This window comes from Cohnella sp. 56, assembly GCF_037963805.1.
Taxonomy (GTDB): domain Bacteria; phylum Bacillota; class Bacilli; order Paenibacillales; family Paenibacillaceae; genus Cohnella.
The window spans coordinates 620051-638601 of sequence record NZ_JAZDQE010000002.1 but is presented as its reverse complement, the minus strand read 5'-3'; the positions used below and the strand labels follow the sequence as shown (position 1 = coordinate 638601).

Below are 18551 nucleotides of genomic sequence, written 5' to 3'. Positions count from 1 at the left end.
TTAGCGCGACGATTGCGAAGCGGACTTGGCCGCTTCGGCCTTGGCGTTGCCTTCGGACTTCAGCACCTCGTGATGCGGCTTCACCTTGCGGATGAAGAAAGCGAGCACGAGCGCGGCGAGCGTGATCCATGTCGCGACGACGAAGGCATGCTGAATGCCGTACAGCGTCGCTTCCTTGCCGATCTCGGCCAGTTGGGCGGCGTTCGCCTTGTCGGTCGGATCGATCTTCGCGGCGAGCGTGAGCGCCTCGCCCTCCGCGCTCGCCTTGTTCGTCATAATCGTGACGAGCAGCGCCGTGCCGAGCGCGCCGGCGACGTTCCGCAGCGTCTGCGACATGGCCGAGCCGTGCGAGTTGAGCGTCTGCGGCAGCTGGTTCATGCCCGCCGTCTGAATCGGCATCATGAGCAGCGACATGCCGAACATCCGGGCGGAGTAGATCAGAATAATGTGCATGTAAGTGGAGTCCAGCGCGATGCGGCTCAGCTCCCAGGTGGTGACGGCGGTGATGATGAGCCCGAGCACGGCCAGCCAGCGTGCGCCGATCTTGTCGAAGATCATGCCCGTGATCGGCGACATGATGCCCATCAGAATCGCGCCCGGCAGCAGCAGCAGACCGGATTCCAGCGGCGTGAAGCCCCGGATGTTCTGCAGGTAGATCGGCATGAGCACCATCGCGGAGAACATCGCCATCGTGATGATGACGTTGATGACGGTCGTCAGCGAATACATATTGAACTTGAATACGCGGAATTCGAGCAGCGGCTTCTTCGCGACCAGCTCGCGCCAGACGAACAGGATGAGCGAGAGCGCGCCGACGACGAGGCTCGCAATGACGCGGCCGCTGTTCCAGCCGTCATGGCCCGCATCGCTGAATCCGTACAGGATGCCGCCGAAGCCGAGCGTCGAGAGCACGACGCCGAGCGTATCCAGCTTCGGCTTCGAGGTCTGCGTGACGTTCCGCATCGCGAAGGCGCCGTAGATCAGAGAAAAGATAGCGAGCGGCAGTACAATATAGAACAGTATACGCCAGGAGTAGTGCTCGACGACCCAGCCCGAGAGCGTCGGGCCGACGGCAGGCGCGAATATCATGGCCAGGCCCATCATGCCCATCGCCTTGCCCCGCTGCTCGATCGGGAAGATCGTCAGGAACACGACAGACATGAGCGGCATCATAATGCCGGCGCCTACGGCCTGGATCAACCGGCCGGTCAGCAGCGTGCCGAAGTTGGGCGCGACGGCGGCGACGACGGTGCCGACCGTGAACAGTCCCATCGCCACCATATACAGCTGCCTGGTCGAATAACGGGATATCAAATATGCGGTGATCGGAATGACGACGCCGTTGACGAGCATATAGCCCGTCACGAGCCATTGTATCGTATTGGAGCCGATCTCAAGGTCCGCCATCATCTTCGGCAGCGCGACGTTGAGCAGCGTCTGGCTCAGCAGCGCGACGAACGCGCCGATCAGCAGCGACGCGACGATCGGTCCCCGTCTTAAGGTTGAAGTTATCGCATTACTCATCTTCTTTATTTTCCTCTCTCACTCTCTGTAGTATGTGCACGATGTTGCCGTGAATCCGCAGCAGCTCGTTCAGATCGTTTTCTCCGAGCTCGGTTAGCGGCATCAGCATTTTTTGGCGGCGTTCATTGATTTTGGCCCACAGCTCCTCGCCCAGGGGCGTCAGCCGCAGCGAGATCGAACGCCGGTCATTCTCCGGACGCTCCCGCAGGACGAGCTTGGCCTTGACCATGCGCTCCACGATTCCGCTTGCCGTGCTGGGCCCTACGAACAGGCAATCCGCCAGCTCCGAGAGGCTCATCTCCGGCTTGTGGATCAGCGACTTCATGACGAGCAATTGGATCGGGGTGATGCCCAGATGCTGACCCGCCCGCTGCATCGATTGATAAAACGACTGGTTCACTTCCCGGAAGGACGTGAACAATTCGGATATCAAGGATTGCTCCCCCATTTCCCTCCCTCCTTTTCAGATTATTCAGACTCGAACATTTTCCTGGCAAATGATTGCCTGACGAATATTTCGCATACGAAGTATATTAGTATAGTTCGGAACACCGGTCAAACGTTATTTTTGCCCAAAAACAAAGAAAAACCGCAGCCATCTGTCCTCTGGACAGCTGCTGCGGCCGTATGCTGGCGGTATTTGCCGATGTCTCCTCAATTCTCTTGCTCAGGGGACTGAGCTTCGGCGAGGCCGGAAAACAGCGCGTGCACGAACTGCTCCGCGTCGAATTGCTCCAGATCGTCCATCTTCTCGCCGAGGCCGACGAACTTCACAGGCAGCGACATCTCACGCCGGATGGCGATGACGATGCCGCCTTTGGCCGTGCCGTCGAGCTTCGTCAGCACGAGGCCCGATACGCCGCTCTTCTCGCCGAACAGCTTGGCCTGCTGGAGCGCATTCTGCCCTGTCGCGGCGTCGAGCACGAGCAGCGTCTCGTGCGGCGCGCTCGGGATCTCCCGCTGGATGACGCGGTAGATCTTGGACAGCTCCTCCATCAGGTTCGCCTTGTTCTGCAGACGCCCTGCCGTATCGCAGAGCAATACGTCTACACCGCGCTGCTTGGCCGCTTGCACGGCATCGTACATGACGGCCGCCGGATCGGAGCCCGCCTGCTGGCTGATGACTTCGACGCCGACGCGCTCGCCCCATACCTGGAGCTGCTCGATCGCCCCCGCGCGGAACGTATCGCCGGCCGCCAGCAGCACCTTTTTGCCTTCCTGCTTGAACCGGTGCGCCAGCTTGCCGATCGTCGTCGTCTTGCCGACGCCGTTGACGCCGACGAACAGGATGACCGTGATGCCGCCCGGATTCATCTTGAGCTGCGAAGATTCGCCGCTATCCGTCAACAGGCCGACGAGTTTCTCGGACAGAATCGGCTGCAGCTCCGAAGGCTGTTCGATGCGGCGCTTTTTCACCTCATCGCGCAGATCCTCGATCAGCTCCATTACCGTGTTCACGCCGACGTCAGCGCCGATCAGAATTTCCTCCAGCTCTTCGAAGAATGCCTCGTCGATTTTTTTGCGCCGGCTGAACAGATCGGTCACCTGGCCGACGAAGGCGTCGCGCGTCTTGGCGAGGCCTTCCTTGAACTTATTGGTCACCGCCTCCGTCTTGGAGGCGATGCTTTCTCTTAGCTTTTTAAAAAAACTCATCTCGGTTCCTCCTGCCGGGCGTTCGCCCGTACTTGACGGGCGCGCGCCCTCAATCTGTATCGCCTGTCCGGCGTCAGGCCGTCGCCTCCGCGGTAAACGCTTCGCTCTCCTCCAACTTGACGGACACGAGCTTGGATACGCCGCCTTCCTCCATCGTCACGCCGTACAGCATGTCCGCCTCCTCCATCGTGCCCTTGCGGTGGGTGACGACGATGAACTGCGTCAGCTCGGAAAACTCGCGCATGTAGCGCGCATACCGGGCGACGTTCGCCTCGTCGAGCGCCGCCTCGACCTCGTCGAGCACGCAGAACGGCACCGGCTTCACGTTCAATATCGCGAACAGCAGCGCGATCGCCGTCAGGGCCCGCTCTCCGCCCGACAGCAGCTGCAAGTTCTGCAGCTTCTTGCCGGGCGGCTGGGCGACGATCTCGATGCCCGTATCGAGCGGGCTGTCGGGATCGCTCAGGATCAGATCCGCCCGCCCGCCGCCGAACAGCTTGGAGAACACGACGACGAAGTGGCCGCGAATCTGGTCGAACGTCAGACGGAACCGCCTCGACATCTCCTCGTCCATCTCGTGTATGATGGCATGCAGCTTGCTTTTCGCTTCCATCAGATCGTTCTTTTGCGCATCGAGGAACTCGTAGCGCTCGCTGACGCGCTTGAACTCCTCGATCGCGCCGAGGTTGACTTCGCCGAGCAGCGTGATCTTGCGCTTGAGCTCCCGGACCTCGTTCTGCACGGCGGGTACGTCCTCGGGAACGGCATACTTCTCCTTCGCCCATTCGTAGCCGATCTCGTACTCTTCGCTCAGCTTGCGCAGCAGATTGTCGAGCTCGACGTCCATCCGGTTCGAGGAGATCTCCGCCTGCCGGAGCTGGTCCTCGACCTGGCGGAGCTGGGTCCGCTGCTCGCGCGTCTCGTTTTCCTTGCGCTCGAGCTCGCGCTGCCGCTGCGCCCGGTCCGCCCGCCGGAATTCGATCCCTTCGGTGAATTCCTTCTTGGCGAGCCGCAGCTCGTTGAGTCGCAGGCGCTGTTCGCTCTGCTCGGCGGCCGTGCGTTCCGTGTCCGCCGTATTCTGCGCGAGCGTGTCCTTGAGCTGACGCGTCTCGGCGGACAGCCGCTGCTCCTCGCTGCGGTGGCGGCCGGACTGCTCGGCGATGGACGCCCGCTCCTGCTCCATGCGGGCGATCGATACCTTCAGCTCGGTCAGCTGCGCCTGCAGCTCTTCCTTGGCGCTCGCGCTGCGCCGCTTGAGCTCCTCGGCCTCGCGGATCGCGCGCGAGAGCCGCTCCTCCTCGGCCGTGTGCTTGGCGAGCCGGACTTCGGCCTCGGTGCGCGCAGCGGCCAGCTCGGCCGACTCGCGGCCAAGCCCGCCCTCGTCCCCGCCGAGCGCGGCGAGCTGCGCCTCGAGCTGCTCGCGCTCCTCCGCGTGACGCTGCCGCCGGGCGGTTGCCTGCTGCGCCTCCATCCGCGCGCGCTCGCCGGCCTCCCGCAGCTGCTCGATGTTCTGCTGCGCGAGCGACAGCTCCTTCTTCAGATCGTCGAATTCGGCGCGCAGCTTGACCCTGGCCTGCTCCGCGGCCGTGATCTCCTTCGCCAGCTCCTCGAGCTGGCGCTGGCGGCCGAGCAGGTTCGAGGACTTGCGCGCCAGGCTGCCGCCCGTCATCGAGCCGCCCGCATTGACGACATCGCCGTCGAGCGTCACGACCCGGTAGCGGTACTGCAGCCGCGAGGCGATCCGGTTCGCGTGCTCGAGCTTCTCGGCGATCATCACATTGCCGAGCATGCTGCCGACGATGCCCGCATACCGCGGCTCGAAACCTACGAGCTCGGACGCCACGCCCACGAAGCCTTCGGATTCGGTCACGCTCCGGCGGTCGCCTTCACCGACATTGCGCGGCTTGATGACGTCCAGCGGCAGGAACGTCGCGCGTCCCGACTGCCGCTGCTTCAGATATCCGATCGCGGCGCGCGATGTCGCTTCGTTTTCCATGACGATATTTTGCAGCGCCGCCCCGAGCGCCGTCTCCACCGCGACCTCGAGATGCGCGGGCACGGTCACGAGCTCCGCCACCGCGCCGTGCACGCCGTGCAGATGACCGCGCTTCGCGGCCTTCAGCACTTCGCGCACGCCGTGCTGGAAGCCGTCGTAGTCGTTGGCCAGCTCCGCGATCGTATCGCGCCTGGACACGAGCGCCTCGCGCTTCTGGTCCCAGCGCCGACCTTCGCCCTGCGTCTCCTCGAGCCGCCGCTGCAGATCGTTCGCGCGCGCGCCCTCGGCGATATAGCGATCCCGCATGTCGGACACTTGCGCGCTGCTGGCGGCGACCGCCGCCTCAAGCTCGGCGCCGCGAAGCTTCAGCGCCTCGCGCTGCTCCTCGAGCTTCGCCCGCTCGCCGGCCGTGCGCGCCGTCCTGCGCGCGAGTTCCTCGCGCTGCTGCTCGCAGTAGCGGATATCGTTGCGCGCCTGGGCCATCGCGTTCATCGTCTCGAACAGATCGGTCTTCAGCCGCTCCTCGGCATCCTCGCTGCCGTCCGCGATCGCGAGCTTCACTTCTTCTTCGCGCAGCTTCGTCTGATTCGTCTCCAGCTCGCCCTCGATCTCGGCCAGGCGCCGCGCGAGCTGTTCGCCCTCGGCCTTGGCTACCGCCAAGCGTTCGGCGGCCAGGGACAGGCTCTCCTCGAGCTGCGTCCGGCTGCGGGCCAGGTTGGCCATCCGCTCGGTCAGCAGCTCGCCGTAGCCTTCGCTTTTCTCCGTCTCCTCGGTCGTGCGCAGCAGATGGTCCTGCAGCCGCTCGAGCGCCTCCTCCAGACGCTGCAGCGTCTGGCGCTCCTCCTCGAGCTGGGCGTCATGCGCCGATACGACCGTCGCCAGCTCGAGCTGCTCCTTGCGCAGCCGGTCGAGCTTGCCGTTCGTCTCCGCCCACGTCTTGTGCACCGTATCGATCTGATGCACGTACAGCGCGATTTCTTTGTTCTTGAGCTCTTCCTTGAGCAGCTTGAACGACTCGGCCTTGGCCGCCTGCTTGCGCAGCGGCTCAACCTGGCTCTCGAGCTCCACGACGAGGTCGTTGATCCGCAGCAGGTTGCCCTCGGTGTCCTCGAGCTTGCGCTGCGCTTCCTTTTTGCGCGACTTGTACTTGACGATGCCCGATGCTTCCTCGAAGATGCCGCGCCGGTCCTCGGAGCGCGTGCTCAGAATCTCCTCGATCCGGCCCTGGCCGATGATCGAATACGCTTCCTTGCCGATGCCGGTATCCATGAACAGCTCGGTGATATCTTTGAGACGGCAGGGCTGCTTGTTGATCAAATATTCGCTGTCCCCGCTCCGGTGAACGCGCCGCGTCACCGTCACCTCCGCGAAGTCGAGCGGGAGCGCCTTGTCGCTGTTGTCGAGCGTGAGCGACACTTCGCCGAAGTTGACCGCCTTGCGGGCGTCGCTGCCGGCAAAGATGACATCCTGCATGTTGCCGCCGCGGAGGCTCTTGGCGCTCTGCTCGCCGAGCACCCAGCGGATGCCGTCCGAGATGTTGCTCTTGCCGCTGCCGTTCGGACCGACGACCGCCGTGATGCCGCGTCCGAATTCAAGCTGCGTGCGGTCCGCGAACGACTTGAACCCGGCCAGCTCAATGCCTTTCAGATACATGGGAATCCCTCACCTTTACTCTCTCGCTGCCTGCGCCGCCCGCCTCCGCATCGTGCCGCAGCTGACGCAGCGCCTGCGCCGCGGATTGCTGCTCGGCCTCCTTCTTGGAGCGTCCGGTGCCCTGCCCGAGCCGGCGCTCGCCGATCCGCACCTCGACGACAAACTCCCGGTCATGCGCCGGGCCCCGCTCCTCGAGTATCCGGTAATCGAGCGTACCCAAGCCGAGATGCTGCACGCGCTCCTGCAGCTCGGTCTTGTGGTCCTTGATCGGCGCCTGGCCTTCCTTGGGCAGATGGGCAAACATATGCTCATCGAGGAACCGGTTCACCTCAGCGAGCCCCTGATCCAAATACAACGCGCCGACGAACGCCTCGAAGGCGTCGGCCAGCAGAGACGGACGGCTCCGGCCGCCCGTCTGCTCCTCCCCTTTGCCGAGCAGCACGACCTGCCCGAATTCGAGCGCCTCGGCAAAACGGACAAGCGACGGCTCGCAGACGATCGCGGCTCTAAGGCGCGTGAGCTCGCCCTCCGGCCGGTCGGGGTACATCCGGTACAGCGCTTCCGATACGGTCAGCTGCAGGACGGCGTCGCCCAGAAACTCCAGGCGCTCGTTGTGCTCGACACGCGAGCCCCGCTGCTCGTTCACATACGACGTATGGGTAAAAGCTTGCCTGAGCAGCGATATGTTGCGGAACCGGACCCCGGCCCGCTCCTGCAGCCGGTTCATGACTTCGCTCATGCGCGGCATCCTCCTTCGATAACTCCCTTGCCAACGTCGATTCTTAGAAAAAACGCAGGCGGCACGCCGCCTGCGTCATAGCCGATCGCTTAACTTCAAGCCTCGTATTTGCGCAAAATAATCGTCGCATTGTGCCCGCCGAAGCCGAACGAATTCGACAGCGCCACCTTGACGTCCGCTTGACGCGGCACGTTCGGCACGTAATCCAGATCGCACTCCGGATCCTGGTTGTCGAGATTGATCGTCGGCGGCAGCACGCCATTCTGCAGTGCGAGACCGACGATGACGGCTTCGACACCGCCAGCAGCGCCGAGCATATGGCCCGTCATCGACTTGGTCGAGCTGACGGCCAGCTTGCCCGCATGCTCGCCGAACGTGCGCTTGATCGCCTCGGTCTCCGACTTGTCGCCGACCGGGGTCGACGTGCCGTGCGCATTGATGTAACCGATCTCCTCCGGCGAGATGCCGGCGTCCTTGATCGCGCGCGCCATGCAGCGCGCGGCGCCGTCCGGATCCGGCTCGGTCATATGGTGGGCGTCGCCGCTCATGCCGTAGCCGACCACCTCGGCGTAGATGTGCGCGCCGCGTGCGGTCGCATGCTCAAGCGATTCGAGGATCAGCACGCCCGCGCCTTCGCCCATGACGAAGCCGTCGCGGTCCGTGTCGAACGGGCGGCTCGCCTTTTCAGGCTCGTCGTTGCGCGTGCTCATCGCCCGCATATTCGAGAAGCCGGCGACCGCGATCGGACGGATCGTCGCTTCGGCGCCGCCGCAGATCATGACGTCGGCGTCGCCGCGCTGGATCAGCTTGTACGAATCGCCGATCGAATGCGTGCCGGTCGCGCAGGCCGTCACGGCCGTCGTATTGGGACCCTTCGCACCGGTGACGATGGAGATCTGTCCGCTCGCCATGTTCGCGATCATCATCGGGATGAAAAACGGACTGACGCGGCGCGGGCCCTTTTCCATCAGGATCGTGTGCTGGTCCTCCCAGGTGCCGAGTCCGCCGATTCCCGAGCCGACGCTCACGCCGACGCGGTCGGCTTCGGCATTGACGCCGATCTCAAGTCCCGCGTCCTTCACGGCGCTGAGCGAAGCCGCCAGGCCGAACTGCACGAAGCGGTCCATCCGGCGCGCTTCCTTCTTGTCGATGCCGTGCGCCTCGGGCTCCCAGTTCTTCACCTCGGCGGCGATCTTCGTCGGATAATCGGCGGTATCGAACGCCTCGATCAGACTCACGCCCGACTTGCCGGAGAGCAGGTTGTCCCAAAATGTATTCAGATCCGTGCCCAGGGAGCTGACGACTCCCATGCCGGTTACTACTACTCGATGTGCCAAACCAAGCTCACCTCTTCAGCCAAAGCGTAAGCGGATGCGCCATCTGATAGCGCAGCATGCCGCTTCGCGTAGAAATCCGGGCCATTCGGACCTGTCGGAGCATCCGAATCCCCGGAGCGTTGATATTCGGTCTCGTTCGACCGGACCCGTACCGACAGCGGTCCGGATCCCGTCATTTATTGCAGCGATTCGTCCGGACCGGAAGAATCGTTCTAATAAATACGGAGTCCGCCGCGGCAACGCATACGGTCCGATACAGGCGGCTGCGGCCCGGGACCGTCCGCACGCGGATGGCCGCCGGGCCGCAGTTCCAAATCGATGCATAATGCGGAGAAGTCCCGCTATTCGAAGCGGGACCTGTCGGATCAGTTAGGCATGAGATTGTATGTAATTTACGACTTCTCCCACCGTCGTGATCTTCTCTGCATCCTCATCGGAGATCTCCAAGTCGAATTCGTCTTCGAGTTCCATTACCAGTTCGACGACATCGAGAGAGTCGGCGCCCAAGTCATCCTTAAAGTTCGCTTCGTTGGTGACTTCGGCCTCTTCTACGCCCAGGCGTTCGACCACGATGCGTTTAACGCGATCATATACATCGGACATCCGGTTCACCTCCCTTTTGGTATTATACGAGATCGATGGACAAAAAGCCAGCGCGTAAACGGTTCCGCGAAGCTCTCGTCCGGGTGCGCCGCACGCCCGCGGCCGGAAGCCGCCGGGGTACGGCAGCCTTTTACATGTACATGCCCCCGTCGACATGAAGCGTCTGCCCGGTCATATAGGAAGCGCTGTCCGAGGCCAGGTAGACCACGCTCAAAGCGATCTCCTCGGGGCGTCCCATCCGTCCGAGCGGGATGTCCTTAAGCATCGCCTCGCGGATGTCCGCGGGCAGCTTGTCGGTCATATCGGTCTCGATGAAGCCGGGCGCGACCGCATTGACGGTAATGCCGCGAGAGGCCAGCTCCCGCGCCGCCGACTTGGTCAGGCCGATGACGCCCGCCTTGGCCGCCACGTAGTTCGCCTGCCCCGCATTGCCCAGTACGCCGACGACCGAAGAAATGTTGATGATGCGGCCGTAGCGCTGCTTCATCATGGGACGGGTGACGGCCTTGATGCCGTTGAACACGCCCTTGAGGTTCGTCTCGATGACGGCGTCGAATTCTTCTTCCTTCATGCGCATGATCAGGTTGTCCCGCGTGATACCGGCGTTATTCACGAGAATATCCAGCTTGCCCAGCGTCTCGATCGCCGTCTGCACCATCGCTTCGAACTCCGCAGCCTTGCCGACGTTCGCCTGCGCCAGTACCGCCTTGCGTCCGAGCGCTTCGATCGCATCCGCAGTCTCCCGCGCAGCGGCCTCGCCGCCCGCATAGTTCACGACGACGTCGCAGCCCGCCTCGGCCAGCGCGATCGCGATCGCCCTGCCGATGCCGCGCGAGGCGCCCGTCACGAGCGCCGTCTTGCCGCTAAGATCAAACTCCGCCATACTATTACCCCTCTCGCGTTAGACATAATCACGGGCTGCGGCTCGGATTGGCCGCCGTCCCGTCGTTATCCGAGCTCGGCCTCGCTGACGGCCGCCGCGGAATTCACGGATATCGTGCGCGCGGACTTGTCGATCTTCTTGATGAGACCGGCCAGCACCGCGCCCGATCCGATCTCCACGAATGTGTCTACGCCCTCGCCGAGCAGATAGCGGATGCTGTCTTCCCACAGCACTGGAGAGTAGACCTGCTCTACGAGCAGGTCGCGCAGGCGCGCGCCCTCGGATACCGCGGTCGCGGTCACGTTGGCGACGACGGGCACTTCGGCGTCGCGGAAGGCGACTTCGTCGAGCTTGGCCGCGAGCCGTTCGGCCGCAGGGCGCATGAGCGACGAGTGAAACGGGCCGCTCACTTCCAGCGGGATGACCCGCTTGGCGCCGGCTTCCTTGCCCCGCTCGACAACCTGGGCCACGCCGGCCGCCGAGCCGGAGACGACGATCTGTCCGGGGCAGTTGACGTTGGCGAGCTCCACCTGCGCGCCGGACGCCGAGACGTCGCGGCATAGCGCCTCGAGCGCGTCGCGCTCGGCGCCCAGCGTCGCGGCCATGGCGCCCTGCCCGCTCGGCACGGCTTCTTCCATGTACGTGCCGCGCGCACGAACGAGCCGGATCGCATCGGCGAAGTCGAGCACATTCGCCGCGACGAGCGCGCTGTATTCGCCGAGGCTGTGCCCGGCAACGAAGTCAGGCGCGATGCCGCGGGCCTTGAACGCCTCCAGCAGCGCGACGCTCGTCGCGAGCAGCGCGGGCTGCGTGTTGGCTGTCTGGCGCAGCTTGTCCTCGGGCCCTTCGAAGCACAGCTCCGATACGGAAAAGCCGAGCGCCCGGTCGGCCGCCTCGTAGACGCGCCTGGACGCCTCGAACGCTTCGGCGGCATCCTTGCCCATGCCGACCGCCTGCGCCCCTTGACCTGGAAATACGAATGCAATCTTGCCCATACGTAAATTCAGCCTCCTCTATCCCTTTACCAGACCAGTACCGAAGCGCCCCATGTAAGGCCGCCGCCGAAGCCGACGAGCGCGATCGTGTCGCCAACGCTTACGCGCCCTTCCTCCGCCGCTTCGGCCAGCGCCAGCGGGATGGACGCGGCCGACATGTTGCCGTAGCGGTCCACGTTGATGACGCATTTGTCCGCCGGCAGCTCGAGCCGCTCAAGCGAAGCCTGGATGATGCGGATATTCGCCTGATGCGGCACGAGCAGGTCGATCTCGGATTTGTCCACGCCCGCCTTGCGGAGCGCTTCCTCGGCCGCGTTGCCCATGATCCGGGCCGCGAACTTGAACACCTCGCGCCCGTTCATCTCGATAAAATGCCGCTTGCCTTCGATCGTCTCCGCCGACGACGGATTGCGGGAGCCGCCGCCCTGAATGCGCAGATGGGGGCCGCCGGAGCCGTCCGCGCCGAGCTCGAACGACTTGAAGCCGCGGCCTTCGGGCACCTCACCGATGACGACGGCGCCGGCGCCGTCGCCGAACAGCACGCAGGTGTTGCGGTCCGAGTAGTCGGTAATGCGGGACAGCGTGTCGGCGCCGATGACGAGCGCGTACTTGTACGTGCCGAGCGCGATGAAGCCCGATGCGTTGGCAAGCCCGTAGATGAAGCCGGAGCAAGCCGCGGACAGATCGAACGCCGCCGCTTTTTTGGCGCCGAGCCGATCCTGCAGAATGCAGGCCGTCGACGGGAAAAACATGTCGGGCGTGATCGTCGCGACGATGATCAGATCGAGCTGATCCGCCGATATATTCGCGGAAGCCAGCGCGCTCACGGCCGCTTCGTACGCCAGATCGCTCGTCGCCTCGTGCGCCGCAGCGATCCTGCGCTCGCGGATGCCGGTGCGGCTGACGATCCACTCATCGTTCGTATCCACCATTTGCTCGAGCTCCTGGTTCGTCAGGCAGCGCTCCGGCGCGTACTTGCCGATACCCAGTATACCCACGGGAATTCCATTCATCGTCTTCTCTCTCACTTTCCGCCGAATTCCTCGGCCAATGCGGGGATAAGTCCGTTGTCGATCGCGGCCACCGTATGGCGGATCGCGTGCATCGTCGCGGTGGCGTCCGAGGAGCCGTGGCTCTTGACGACCAGACCGTTCACGCCGAGCAGCGGCGCGCCGTTGTATACTTTGTAGTCCATCATCTTGCCGACGCGCCTGAAGTTCGGACGCAGCACGGCCGCGGCGAGCTTCGAGCGCAGGCTGCTCGTCATCTCCTGCCTGAGCAGGCCGAACACCGTCTCGGCGGCGCCCTCGATCGCCTTGAGCAGGATGTTGCCGGAGAAGCCGTCGCATACGAGCACGTCGCAGCTGCGGCCGAGCACGTCCCGCGCCTCGACGTTGCCGACAAAGTTGATCGGTGCCGTCTCGAGCAGCTCGAACGCGGCCTTGCTCAGCTCGTTGCCCTTGGCCGCCTCGGTGCCGACGTTCAGCAATCCGACGCGGGGCCGGTCGAGCCCGTGCACCTTGTGCCTGTACATGCTGCCCATCAGCGCATACTGCAGCAGATGCTCCGGCTTGGCGTCCATATTGGCGCCCAGATCGAGCGTGAGCACACCTTTGCCGTCCGTCGTCGGGAACAGCGAGGTGAGGCCCGGCCGGTCGATGCCCTTCAGCCTGCCCAGAACGAGCAAGCCCGCAGCCATCAAGGCGCCGGTATTGCCCGCGGAGATCATCGCGTCGGCACTGCCCTCCTTCACCATCCGTGCAGCCACGTTCATGGAGGCGTCGGGCTTGCGCCTGACGGCGCGCACGGGCTCGTCGTCAGGCGTGATCACGTCGGCCGCCGGCACAATCGATATGTTCGCCGGCCTGCCGGCCGCGAGCAGCGGCTCCAGCGCGTCCGGCCGGCCCACGAGCAGCAGCTCCGCCTTCGGCCATTGGCCGGCCGCGGCGAGCGCGCCCTCTACCGTCGCGCGGGGCGCATGGTCGCCGCCCATCGCGTCAATGGCAATTTTCATGCCTCTCCTGCTCCCTCCTCGTCCGCAGCCCCTGCGGAGCGATAGATCACAAAATTGCCCTGGAACACCATCTCGTCGCCGACGTAGGTGAACACCTCTACCTTGGCTTTCCCCTTCTGAACGCCGCTCGACCGCACATACGCTTTTGCGATACATTTCTCACCGAGCCGGGCCGGACGGATGAAGCGGATGTCCGCCGAGGCGGTCAGCGCGATCTCGTCGTCGATGACCGCGACCGCGAGCGAGTTCGCCTGCGCGAACACATGATGTCCGCGGGCGATGCCGCTGCGGGAGAAGACATGCTCGTCCCGGATCTCGAACATCGAGATGCCGCTCTTGTCGAGCTGCAGGTCGAGGATGTCCCCGATCACCTCGTGCAGCGGGAGCGAGCGTACCGGGTCGTAGGATCGCTCCGCCATCAGCTTCAGGCGCTCGCGCAGCTCCGGAATCGCCAGCTCCAGCCGGTCGAGCCGGATCGTCTGAATACTGACCTTGAGCAGACGGGTCAATTCCCGGTCGGTCAGGAACGGATTGTCCTCGATGAGGCGGGCGAGCTGCTGATGGCGTTGCTTTTTGGGCATGCGTTCCATGGGCGACACCGCCTTATATGTTCATACTGATACCTGGTGCCAATCAGCGGATAAAGAAAAACGCGCCTTGACGCTAGTCACGCCGGGACGCGTTATTTCATTATTGCTTGATGATTTCGCGGGATTTGTACGTGCCGCAAACCTTGCACACGCGGTGCGAGATTTTCAGTTCTCCGCAGTTTTCGCATGCGACCAAACCTGGAACGACCAACTTGAAGTGCGTCCGACGCTTGTTTTTGCGGGCTTTGGATGTTTTGCCAAAAGGTACTGCCATGTTCCCACCTCCTTACCAGAGTCGAAAGCGAAAGCTGCCTTTTATCGGCATTCCTATTTCGATGTCGTTATGAACGTTCGGGATCGAACCAGCCTTTGAGCGCCTCCAGCCTCGGGTCGATCTTGGCCGGCCGCGACCGCTCGGGCTTGCCGTTCAGGTTCTCGCCGGTCTCCGGGTCGAGTCCTCTGCAGTCCTCGCTGCAGGTCGGCGACAGCGGCAGATTGAGCAGCAGTTCGTCCTGCAAATAAGGCCGAAGCTCCAGTCGATCGCCGTGGAACGGTACAAAATCCTCGTCGTCCTGTTCTCCAAGCTCCGCCACTTCCTGCGAGACTTGCTTGAAGCGCTCGCCGTACGGAATGTGAAGCGGCTCTTCGAACGCGGTCAAGCAGCGTACGCATGTCCATTCGAGATTGCAGTCAAGCGTGCCGTTCACTTCGACGAACTCGCCGAGCGGCTCGGCCGTGACGTCCGCTGCGAGCGGACCGGCCGGACGTACGCCAGGCACCTGCGACAGCAGATCGGCGACGTCAATCGTCTCGTGAAGGGCGATCTTGGTCTTGCCTGCCCTCAGTTCCTGTACATTGAGCAACATAATAATCACTCCAAACAAACAAAAATAATTATAGACGCGCGGGAACGCTTTTGTCAACATTTTACGCGTTGGGCCGGTGTCCGCTCCACAATCGGGAATAGGCGGGTGCTTCATGGTATCATAACATTAATTGACGCTTCAAAGGAGACTATCGTTCATGTCCACCGTCGGCCTCGTCGTCGAATACAATCCGCTTCACAACGGTCATCTCTATCATATACAACAATCGCGCAAAATAACGGATGCGGAAAGCGTGATCGCCGTCATGAGCGGCCATTTCCTGCAGCGCGGCGAACCGGCGGTCGCAGACAAGTGGGCGCGGACGGAAATGGCGCTGCGCGCGGGCTGCGACCTCGTGCTCGAGCTGCCGGTCGCCTACAGCGCCCAGCCTGCGCAGTGGTTCGCCTACGGCGCGGTGGCCGCGCTGGATGCGACCGGCGTCTGCGACGCCCTCTGCTTCGGCAGCGAGAGCGGCGACGTGCGCGCGCTGGCGCGCATCGCCGACCGGCTGGCCGCCGAGTCGGAAGCGATGCGGCTGCGCCTCGGCGCGCTGCTCAAGGAGGGGCTGCCGTACCCGACGGCGTACGCCTCAGCCGCGCGCGAGCTGCTCGCGGCTGAGGGCGACGCCGACGCCGCGTTCGGGCTTGCCGAGCCGAACCATACGCTCGGCCTGCATTACTTGCTCGCGCTGCGCAAGCTGGGCAGCCCGATGGCCGCCCACTCGATCCGCCGCGAGAAGGCCGGCTACAACGAGACGGCGATCACCGATGCGGCGATCGCGAGCGCCACGGCGCTGCGCAGGCTGATCTTCGAGGCGGGGGGCGCGCTGGACGGGCTGGCGCCCTTCGCGCCGTCGTCCACGCTCGCGGTGCTCCGCCGCGAGGCGGCCGCAGGCAAGGCGCCGGTCGGGTGGGAGGCGTTCGCCCGCCCGCTGTTCCACCTGCTCGGCGCGCTGCCCGCTGCGGAGCTGGCGTCGTACGCCGAGGTGACCGAAGGGCTCGAGCACCGCATCAAGGGTGCGCTGCGCGAGCTGCGGTCGTGGCGGGTGGACGAGCTGCTCGACCTGCTCAAGACCAGGCGCTACACGCGGACGAAGCTGCAGCGCATGCTGGCGCGCATCCTGCTCGGCCATCGCAAGGAGGAGCTGACAGCGGACAGGCTGGCGGGAGGCGTGCAGTACATCCGCGTGCTCGGCTTCACCGCGCGGGGCCGGGAGCTGCTGCGGCGGATGAAGAAGACGGCCGCCGTGCCGGTCGTCCAGTCGGCCGCGGACGGCGACTGGCCGTACCTGGCGATGGACGCGCGGGCGACCGCCGTCTACGCCGCGGGCTGTGCCTCGGCGCGGCCCGCGGACGCCTGGCGGGACTATACGGAGCCGCCGGTGCGGATCTAGCGGCGCGGAGTTGCTGAGTTGACGGAGGCGCGGCGGTGCGGTGGTACGGAGTTGCAGTGGTACGGAGTTGCAGTGGTACGGAGGTACGGAGATACGGAGTTGCGGTGGTACGGAATTGCAGTGGTACGGAGGCGCGGGTGCGGAGTTGCGGCGGTACGGAGGTACGGCGGTACGGCGGTACGGGCGGGCGTTGGCGGCCGCCCGCGATTCAACCATTCCGTACTTCCTCACAGCACCTTAATCTCCGATCTTTGTCACAACACCTTAAACCCGACCTTTCTCACAACCATTCTACCGCCGTGCCTTTTCACACTATTTTTGTCTTCGCATATTTTTCACCGCAATCCATCTGCGTTTGATACCGCGCTTCTCCCCGCCACCGCCACCGTACAAAAGATGCAAATCAGCATTTTTTTCATCCCGTTTTGCGCCAATCGTAGCGGATAGCTGCAAATATGCATCTAACGGCCGATCGGCGGCCCGAAATGACCGATCCCGGGACCAATCAGATGCTTTTTTGCAGTTATCTGCAAGGAAGCGGCGGTGCCGAGCAAAAATTACTGCTTTTCTGCATTTATTTCTATACATCCGGGGCCGGTTAAGGCCGCTCGCCCGCCTGACGGACAAGGCTGGTCTACCGCAGGACGGGCCCGCGTACATTGTACCATGTCCCATTCAGCGGCCGGCGCCTCGCCGCGCGCATCGCGCGCCATGCGTCCCGTCTGCCGGCCGTTAGTTCCGAATGGGCGCGAGGAGGACGCGCCATGCCGGGAACCGCTGCGCGCAAAAGTTCCTTTATCATCTCTCTCCTGCTCGGCGGCTGCGCGCTGACGCTTGTCGTCGGCATCGTCCGCTCGCCCGAGGAGGCGTTCAGAGCGTCGCTCGGCGGGCTCGGGATCTGGTGGCAGACCGTATTCCCCGGTCTGCTCCCGCCCTTGATGCTGGCCGAGCTGCTCGCGGCCTCCGGCCTGCTGCACGGCGTCGCCGCCCTGGGCAGCCCGCTGATGCGCCGGCTGTTCAGGCTGCCGCCCGCAGCGGGATGGGTCGCCGCCCTGGGCTGGACGGCGGGCGTGCCGGCCGGCGCCCGCGAGACCGCCCGTCTGCGCGACCGCGGACTGATTCGGGGCCGGGATGCCGAATCGCTGCTCGTGCTCTCGCATATGCCGAACCCGTTCCTCGTCATCGTCGTGGTCGGCAGCGGCTTCCTGCAGGCGCCCGTCTACGGCTGGACGATCGCCGCCGGCTTGTGGCTGTCCGGCATCGCCGCGGGCATCATCTGGCCGAGATTGTCCGGGCGTGCGCCTGCGCCGGAACAAGCGGACGCTCCCGCCGTTCGCACCCGGCCGCAGGCGGAGTTGCCCGGCCGTCCCGGTGACGCGGCAGCCGCCCCCGGCGCGGACGCGAACGCCACCGACGCAGCGGATGTCCGATCGGGCGGCCCCGACGATCTGTGGCTGCCGGATCGCCTTCAGGGCGCTCCGCTAAGACGGGCCTACCGGGCGATTCAGGAGGCGCGCAGCGCCGATCAGCGTCCGTTCGGCAAGCAGATCGCGGATGCCGTCACCCATGCGGTCGCCACGCTGTTCGCGATCGGCGGCCTCATGATGATGAGCGCCGTACTGCTGCGCATCGTGCAGACCGTGCTGCCCGGCACCGACGCCTGGCTGACGATCCCGAGCCTGTACGAGATGCACCTGGGCGCCTATGCCGCCGGCCGCTCCGCGCTGTTCGAGGCGGCGCCCGCCAAGGCCGCCGCCCTCATCGCCGCGGCGCTGGCCTGGAGCGGGGTCAGCGGGCTCCTGCAGGCGCGGGCCGCCTGGAGCGGCGGCGGACGGTTCCCTTGGCCGCCCTTCATCGCAGGGCGTCTGCTGCATGCGGCGCTCGCCCTGCTGTGCACCTACCCGCTCGCGCTCGCCGCACAGCGCGGCTGGCTGTCCGGGCTGACGCCGGTCTGGCAGGCGCTGGCCGGCCCGGCCGCCTCGTCGGTACCGGCGGCAGGACCGCTGCCGACGGGCTGGGCGCTGCTGCCGGGGACGACGCTGGCCGCACTCGCCTCGCTCGCGATATTCGTCCTGCTCTCCCTGCTGGCCGCCCTCATCTCGCCCCGCCGCCGCGGGAGCGGCAAGCGCCCCAAATAGCCGCAGCCCGTCCGACCGGCGGCCGCCAACGACGAAGGGCTCTACTGCGGATTCGTCCGCCGTAGAGCCCTTCGTTGTCGCCGCTTGCCCGGCTATCGCCTCGCCTCGCGTATATCCGCTTGCCGTCGCCGATTGCGATGCCGCTTTTCATTTGCCTACGGCAGTCT

General features: G+C 64.6%; 16 protein-coding genes. 2 read left to right on the top strand and 14 right to left on the bottom strand.

All coding sequences use genetic code 11. From position 1 onward, the window contains the following. The 14 genes from VQ071_RS05670 to VQ071_RS05605 form a co-directional block, all read right to left on the bottom strand. Positions 1–1524, bottom strand: coding sequence for a DHA2 family efflux MFS transporter permease subunit (locus VQ071_RS05670; protein WP_340512889.1), 1524 nt, complete (start codon positions 1522–1524; stop codon positions 1–3). Continuing rightward, complete coding sequence (locus VQ071_RS05665; protein ID WP_340512888.1) at positions 1517–1972, bottom strand: MarR family winged helix-turn-helix transcriptional regulator; 456 nt, start codon at positions 1970–1972, stop codon at positions 1517–1519. Before VQ071_RS05665 ends, VQ071_RS05670 begins: the two co-directional genes overlap by 8 nt. 206 nt (positions 1973–2178) lie before the next feature. Further along, positions 2179–3177 carry a signal recognition particle-docking protein FtsY gene (gene ftsY / locus VQ071_RS05660; RefSeq protein ID WP_340512887.1) on the bottom strand — a complete coding sequence of 333 codons (999 nt, stop codon included), beginning with the start codon at positions 3175–3177 and terminating at the stop codon, positions 2179–2181. A 73-nt stretch (positions 3178–3250) separates the two neighbouring features. Continuing rightward, positions 3251–6826, bottom strand: coding sequence for a chromosome segregation protein SMC (smc, locus tag VQ071_RS05655; RefSeq protein ID WP_340512886.1), 3576 nt, complete (start codon positions 6824–6826; stop codon positions 3251–3253). Beyond that, a complete protein-coding gene (gene rnc, locus VQ071_RS05650; RefSeq protein WP_340512885.1) occupies positions 6807–7565 on the bottom strand; it encodes a ribonuclease III in 759 nt (252 codons plus the stop codon). Before rnc ends, smc begins: the two co-directional genes overlap by 20 nt. A gap of 95 nt (positions 7566–7660) precedes the next feature. Beyond that, on the bottom strand, positions 7661–8902 hold the full coding sequence (fabF, locus tag VQ071_RS05645) for a beta-ketoacyl-ACP synthase II (protein ID WP_340512884.1): 1242 nt from the start codon (positions 8900–8902) through the stop codon (positions 7661–7663). Positions 8903–9271: 369 nt separating this feature from the next. Continuing rightward, entirely contained in the window at positions 9272–9505 is a 234-nt protein-coding gene (gene acpP / locus VQ071_RS05640) for an acyl carrier protein (protein ID WP_090117455.1), read from the bottom strand. A gap of 130 nt (positions 9506–9635) precedes the next feature. Next, positions 9636–10388 (bottom strand): 3-oxoacyl-[acyl-carrier-protein] reductase, encoded by a 753-nt coding sequence (fabG, locus tag VQ071_RS05635; RefSeq protein ID WP_340512883.1) that lies wholly within the window; start codon positions 10386–10388, stop codon positions 9636–9638. A 65-nt stretch (positions 10389–10453) separates the two neighbouring features. Beyond that, positions 10454–11383 carry an ACP S-malonyltransferase gene (gene fabD, locus VQ071_RS05630; RefSeq protein ID WP_340512882.1) on the bottom strand — a complete coding sequence of 310 codons (930 nt, stop codon included), beginning with the start codon at positions 11381–11383 and terminating at the stop codon, positions 10454–10456. 26 nt (positions 11384–11409) lie between these two features. Beyond that, the gene (locus VQ071_RS05625) at positions 11410–12396 is read right to left on the bottom strand and encodes a beta-ketoacyl-ACP synthase III (protein WP_340512881.1); all 987 of its coding nucleotides are present in this window, start codon (positions 12394–12396) and stop codon (positions 11410–11412) included. A gap of 11 nt (positions 12397–12407) precedes the next feature. Continuing rightward, the gene (gene plsX, locus VQ071_RS05620; RefSeq protein WP_340512880.1) at positions 12408–13397 is read right to left on the bottom strand and encodes a phosphate acyltransferase PlsX; all 990 of its coding nucleotides are present in this window, start codon (positions 13395–13397) and stop codon (positions 12408–12410) included. After that, positions 13394–13978: a transcription factor FapR gene (fapR, locus tag VQ071_RS05615; protein WP_340512930.1), complete on the bottom strand. Its 585-nt coding sequence runs from the start codon at positions 13976–13978 to the stop codon at positions 13394–13396. Before fapR ends, plsX begins: the two co-directional genes overlap by 4 nt. 109 nt (positions 13979–14087) lie before the next feature. Continuing rightward, positions 14088–14261 carry a 50S ribosomal protein L32 gene (gene rpmF / locus VQ071_RS05610; protein WP_340512878.1) on the bottom strand — a complete coding sequence of 58 codons (174 nt, stop codon included), beginning with the start codon at positions 14259–14261 and terminating at the stop codon, positions 14088–14090. Positions 14262–14328: 67 nt separating this feature from the next. Next, positions 14329–14853 (bottom strand): YceD family protein, encoded by a 525-nt coding sequence (locus tag VQ071_RS05605; protein WP_340512877.1) that lies wholly within the window; start codon positions 14851–14853, stop codon positions 14329–14331. A 157-nt stretch (positions 14854–15010) separates the two neighbouring features. Between VQ071_RS05605 and VQ071_RS05600 the strand changes: the two genes are divergently transcribed. Then, positions 15011–16246 (top strand): nucleotidyltransferase, encoded by a 1236-nt coding sequence (locus VQ071_RS05600; RefSeq protein ID WP_340512876.1) that lies wholly within the window; start codon positions 15011–15013, stop codon positions 16244–16246. 764 nt (positions 16247–17010) lie between these two features. Further along, on the top strand, positions 17011–18384 hold the full coding sequence (locus VQ071_RS05595; protein WP_340512875.1) for a hypothetical protein: 1374 nt from the start codon (positions 17011–17013) through the stop codon (positions 18382–18384). Positions 18385–18551: the final 167 nt, after the last annotated feature.

Excerpts from the sequence above, each read along its gene's own strand:
- fabD (WP_340512882.1), bottom strand. The coding sequence starts at position 11,383 with ATGGGCAAGATTGCATTCGTATTTCCAGGTCAAGGGGCGCAGGCGGTC.
- VQ071_RS05625 (WP_340512881.1), bottom strand. The coding sequence starts at position 12,396 with ATGAATGGAATTCCCGTGGGTATACTGGGTATCGGCAAGTACGCGCCG.
- rpmF (WP_340512878.1), bottom strand. The coding sequence starts at position 14,261 with ATGGCAGTACCTTTTGGCAAAACATCCAAAGCCCGCAAAAACAAGCGT.
- VQ071_RS05670 (WP_340512889.1), bottom strand. The coding sequence starts at position 1,524 with ATGAGTAATGCGATAACTTCAACCTTAAGACGGGGACCGATCGTCGCG.
- VQ071_RS05600 (WP_340512876.1), top strand. The coding sequence starts at position 15,011 with ATGTCCACCGTCGGCCTCGTCGTCGAATACAATCCGCTTCACAACGGT.
- VQ071_RS05605 (WP_340512877.1), bottom strand. The coding sequence starts at position 14,853 with ATGTTGCTCAATGTACAGGAACTGAGGGCAGGCAAGACCAAGATCGCC.
- acpP (WP_090117455.1), bottom strand. The coding sequence starts at position 9,505 with ATGTCCGATGTATATGATCGCGTTAAACGCATCGTGGTCGAACGCCTG.
- smc (WP_340512886.1), bottom strand. The coding sequence starts at position 6,826 with ATGTATCTGAAAGGCATTGAGCTGGCCGGGTTCAAGTCGTTCGCGGAC.
- VQ071_RS05595 (WP_340512875.1), top strand. The coding sequence starts at position 17,011 with ATGCCGGGAACCGCTGCGCGCAAAAGTTCCTTTATCATCTCTCTCCTG.
- ftsY (WP_340512887.1), bottom strand. The coding sequence starts at position 3,177 with ATGAGTTTTTTTAAAAAGCTAAGAGAAAGCATCGCCTCCAAGACGGAG.
- rnc (WP_340512885.1), bottom strand. The coding sequence starts at position 7,565 with ATGAGCGAAGTCATGAACCGGCTGCAGGAGCGGGCCGGGGTCCGGTTC.
- fabG (WP_340512883.1), bottom strand. The coding sequence starts at position 10,388 with ATGGCGGAGTTTGATCTTAGCGGCAAGACGGCGCTCGTGACGGGCGCC.
- fapR (WP_340512930.1), bottom strand. The coding sequence starts at position 13,978 with ATGCCCAAAAAGCAACGCCATCAGCAGCTCGCCCGCCTCATCGAGGAC.
- VQ071_RS05665 (WP_340512888.1), bottom strand. The coding sequence starts at position 1,972 with ATGGGGGAGCAATCCTTGATATCCGAATTGTTCACGTCCTTCCGGGAA.
- plsX (WP_340512880.1), bottom strand. The coding sequence starts at position 13,397 with ATGAAAATTGCCATTGACGCGATGGGCGGCGACCATGCGCCCCGCGCG.